Raw genomic sequence first — 3,667 nt, 5'->3', positions numbered from 1 at the left:
GATGCCCATGCACTGGTTGGCGTCCATCGAGGTGCCCGCGGGCATGCCGGCCACCAGCCGACCGCCGGAGATGCAGTCGAGCATCGCGTATTCCTCGGCGATGCGGATGGCCGGCTGCGTGCTCGGCAGCGTCGCGCCCATCTGCACGATGGCCACCGGCAGGTGGTTGGTAGCCCGGGCCAGCACCGAGCCCATGAGATTCGGGTTCGGCATGAAGCCGTAGGCGTTCTGGTGGTGCTCGTTGGTGCAGATCCCGTCGAAGCCCATCTCGGCGCCGTGGATCAATTCGTCGAAGGTCCAGTTGTAGAACTGCCCGACCCGCTCCGCGTCCGCCAGCTCGTGCCACGGCGGGGTCACCCAGACCGACTTGTACCGATCGGTGAAGTCATCGGGAAGTTCCCGATGCGGCATCAGGTGGAACATCGAGATCTTCATTGATCCCTCCTCATGGCCCGGGGCGGGGTTCTCCACCCTGCCACGACAGGCCACTGACGCGCCGGCCGCAGCTGACAGGATTTCGGCGCTGCATACCCTGGTCGGTGTGGCAGACCAACAAGCCCGGATGCCGGCCTTGTTCGTTGGGCACGGCAATCCGCTGAACGCGCTGGAGGGCAACGCCTGGACCAAGGCCTGGCGGGAGCTGGCCGAGCGCTTGCCGCGGCCGCGGGCGGTGCTCGCGGTGTCCGCACACTGGTACGTGCCCGGTGGCCGGATCACCGACAACGAAGCGCCGCCGACCATCCATGACTTCGGCGGGTTCCCGCAGGAGCTCTATCAGGTGCAGTACCCGGCACCGGGCTCCCCGGAGCTGGCCGAACGGGTCGCCGAGTTGATGCTGCCCATGGTGATTGCGCAGGATCCGAACTGGGGGCTGGACCACGGCACCTGGTCGGTGCTGATGCACCTGTTCCCGGACGCCGACATCCCGGTGGTGCAACTGGGCCTGGACGAGACCCTCGATCCCGCGCAGCACTACGCGCTCGCCTCGGAGCTGCAGGTACTGCGGGACGAGGGCGTGCTGATCTTCGGCTCCGGCAATGTCGTGCACAACCTGCACACCTACGCCTGGGGTCGCCGGCCCGTGGAATCCTTCGACTGGGCGGTGCGGTTCGAGACCGCACTGCGCGGACACATCGAGGCAGGCCGGGTGGACGAGCTCGTGGCCTACGAAGACGCCGGCTCGGATGCCGCGCTGTCCGTGCCCACCCCGGAGCATTACCTGCCACTGCTCTACGTGCTCGGGGTACGTCACCCCGACGAGCCGGTCGCCTTCCCCGTCGAGGGATTTGACGGCGGCTCGGTGTCGATGCTGTCCGTGCAGGTGGGATAGCCAGAAAATCCTGAGAATTTCTCGCTCGCCGGGCAACCTGGAGACGTGTCCCCTCCGTAGGACGGGTTGCCGGGCACGAGAAGGGCTCAGGGGTGGCACGAGGGCAGGAGCACGACGCGGAGTTTGCCGCGTTCGTGCATGCGACGCGGCGGCGTTTGTGCCGTCTTGCGTACTTGGTGTGCGGGGATCGCGACCGCGCCGAGGACGTGGTGCAGACCGCGTTGGCACAGGTGTACGCGCGCTGGTCGACGATTCGCCGCGATGAGGGACCGCACCGCTACGTCAATCGTGCGGTGGTGAATGCCGCCATTGACGAGCACCGTCGCCCGTGGCGGCGCGAGCAGGTGGCGGAGCGCCTCCCCGATCTACCCGCGCCCACCGAGGACGGACTGACGCTGCGGGTCGTCGAGGCGCTCGTTGCTCTGCCGCCCCGCCAACGGGCCGTCGTCGTACTGCGCTACGTCGAGGACCTCGACGTCGAGCACACCGCTGACCTTCTCGGCATCTCCACCGGCACCGTCAAAAGTCAGGCCGCCAAGGGCCTGCAGGCACTGCGCGGACTGCTCTCCGCCACAAGCATCGGACGCGAGGCGGCATGACCATGGACGAGAACGACGAGACGATCGCGATGCTGCGCGGCGCGGCCGCAGACGGGCGCGAGGCCACCCCAACCGACGTCGATGCCGCGCGGCATATCGGCCGGCGGTTTCGACGCCGCCGGCGTGCCATGCAGGCGGTCAGCTCGGGGTTCGTGCTGAGCGCCGGGTTGGGGCTGTTCGTCGTGGCCGGCGGGATGAGCGGACAGGGCGCGGAGGTCGTGCCCGCGTCCCCCGCTGCGCCGCCCGCGATCGGCGACACCAAGCCGACGCCCGGCACGGCCGCGGTCAAGCCGACGCTGACGCCGGCGGATAGCGAGGCGATGGCCGCCGCCGCTGACATGCGCCACGCCAACAACCGCCTCCTGCTCGACGTGCTCGGCAAGGACTGGGCCGCGACCGACGACTCCGACCCGTTCGGCGCGGAGCTCATCCGGGGCACCGACTCGGACAAGGGCCTGCCCGACGAATTCGCGGTCGTCGCCGGCATCGAAGTGCTGGGCGGTAACGGGAGCAACATCACCCTCGCCGAGCAGTGTGCGCCGATGGTGGAGAAAGGCCTGCACACCAGTTCCTGCACTCCCGTCGACACCGGCAACGGCACCGTCTTCGTGCAGCGCTCGTACAGCGTCCCAGCTGAATGGAAGCCCACGGGGGATCGCGCCGGTATGGGTTACCTAAGCGCCACGGCCGCGTACCTGGAGCGGGTCGACCACTCACTCCTGCGGGTCCAGATGGTCGCGAGGGGCGCGGCGACAGCGACCGCCGCGGAGGAGAAGACTGCAACCGCCTGGCTGGGCGAGTACGACCACGCGCTTGAGAAAGTCGCCGCCGACCCCTGGGTGCAGCCGCACGCGGAATCCGCGAAAGCCTCCTCCGTCGCGGTGTCCGACCACGACCGCGACCAGGCGATCCTGCAAAAGGCGCTGGGCGGAGCGTTCACGCTGGGCACCGGCACCGTCGACCTAGAGCCGGGCAGTCAGAAGGCAGCCGAGTTGCCCAGCGACTACTACGGAGCGACTGCTGAACTGAGCTCGATCAGCTCCGCCGCGTTCCACGCCGCCTGCGACGCCAAGGCCGGCCTGAGCGCCTGCGAGCCCAAGACGCTGAACGACGGCACCGTGGTGCACCTGCGCTCCTGGGCCGACCGCGACGCCTCCGACGACACGATGCATGGCGAGAGTGCCGTGTACTTCGAACGCAAGGACGGCAGCGTGCTGCTGGCCAACCTCGAGGTCACGGGCAGCAAGGTGTCCGCGGCGAAGGCCGACGAGCACGAGAAGGTCGTCGGGCAGTGGATGGATTCGCTGCAGTCCGCACTGATCACCGCGATCACCGACAAGGACGTCGTGGGGACCTCCGCCACCACCTGAAACGCCCGGCAACGTCAGCGAGACCGTGGCCCATGGGCCTCGGTTTCGCTGACGTTAGGGAGTGGTTGAGGGGGTGGCAAAGCCTCAGAACGGCGGGGGGTCGTCGTCGTTCGGTGGTGGGGCTTTGCGGCGTGAGGATGGTTTGGGGATCTCAATGGTCTCGACGGGTTTGACGTCGCCGTCGGCGCCGGGTGGTCGGGTGCGATAGACCCGTCTGCTGGGGGTGATGAAGGTGAAGTTCCCGTCGGGGTCCTGGTAGACCTTCCAGCCGGGTGCGTCCTTGAGTTGGTGGTGGTGGGTGCAGAAGTCACCGAGGTTGGCCCGCACGGTCAGTCCGCCGTGTTCGCGTCGGATGGTGTGGTCGGTTT

At 68.3% G+C, this 3,667-nt stretch carries 5 protein-coding genes; 3 read left to right on the top strand and 2 right to left on the bottom strand.

The annotated features are described in order from the left end of the window. A partial coding sequence (locus VGJ14_11290; protein ID HEY2832998.1) for an LLM class flavin-dependent oxidoreductase occupies nucleotides 1-435 on the bottom strand: 435 nt, incomplete at its 3' end. A 106-nt stretch (nucleotides 436-541) separates the two neighbouring features. Between VGJ14_11290 and ygiD the strand changes: the two genes are divergently transcribed. The 3 genes from ygiD to VGJ14_11275 all read left to right on the top strand — a co-directional run bounded on the left by ygiD (nucleotide 542) and on the right by VGJ14_11275 (nucleotide 3,299). After that, a complete protein-coding gene (gene ygiD / locus VGJ14_11285) occupies nucleotides 542-1,330 on the top strand; it encodes a 4,5-DOPA dioxygenase extradiol (GenBank protein HEY2832997.1) in 789 nt (262 codons plus the stop codon). 92 nt (nucleotides 1,331-1,422) lie between these two features. Continuing rightward, nucleotides 1,423-1,929: a SigE family RNA polymerase sigma factor gene (locus VGJ14_11280; protein HEY2832996.1), complete on the top strand. Its 507-nt coding sequence runs from the start codon at nucleotides 1,423-1,425 to the stop codon at nucleotides 1,927-1,929. Then, entirely contained in the window at nucleotides 1,926-3,299 is a 1,374-nt protein-coding gene (locus tag VGJ14_11275; GenBank protein HEY2832995.1) for a hypothetical protein, read from the top strand. The genes VGJ14_11280 and VGJ14_11275 overlap by 4 nt, the downstream gene beginning before the upstream one ends. A gap of 84 nt (nucleotides 3,300-3,383) precedes the next feature. On the opposite strand, the gene VGJ14_11270 is transcribed toward VGJ14_11275, so the two are convergent. Continuing rightward, on the bottom strand, nucleotides 3,384-3,667 hold a 284-nt coding region (locus VGJ14_11270; GenBank protein ID HEY2832994.1), incomplete at its 5' end, for an HNH endonuclease.

The sequence above is a fragment of the Sporichthyaceae bacterium genome (assembly GCA_036493475.1).
Classification (GTDB): domain Bacteria; phylum Actinomycetota; class Actinomycetes; order Sporichthyales; family Sporichthyaceae; genus DASQPJ01.
The sequence above is the reverse complement of the archived record's forward strand: the minus strand, read 5'-3'. Positions and strand labels throughout refer to the sequence as shown.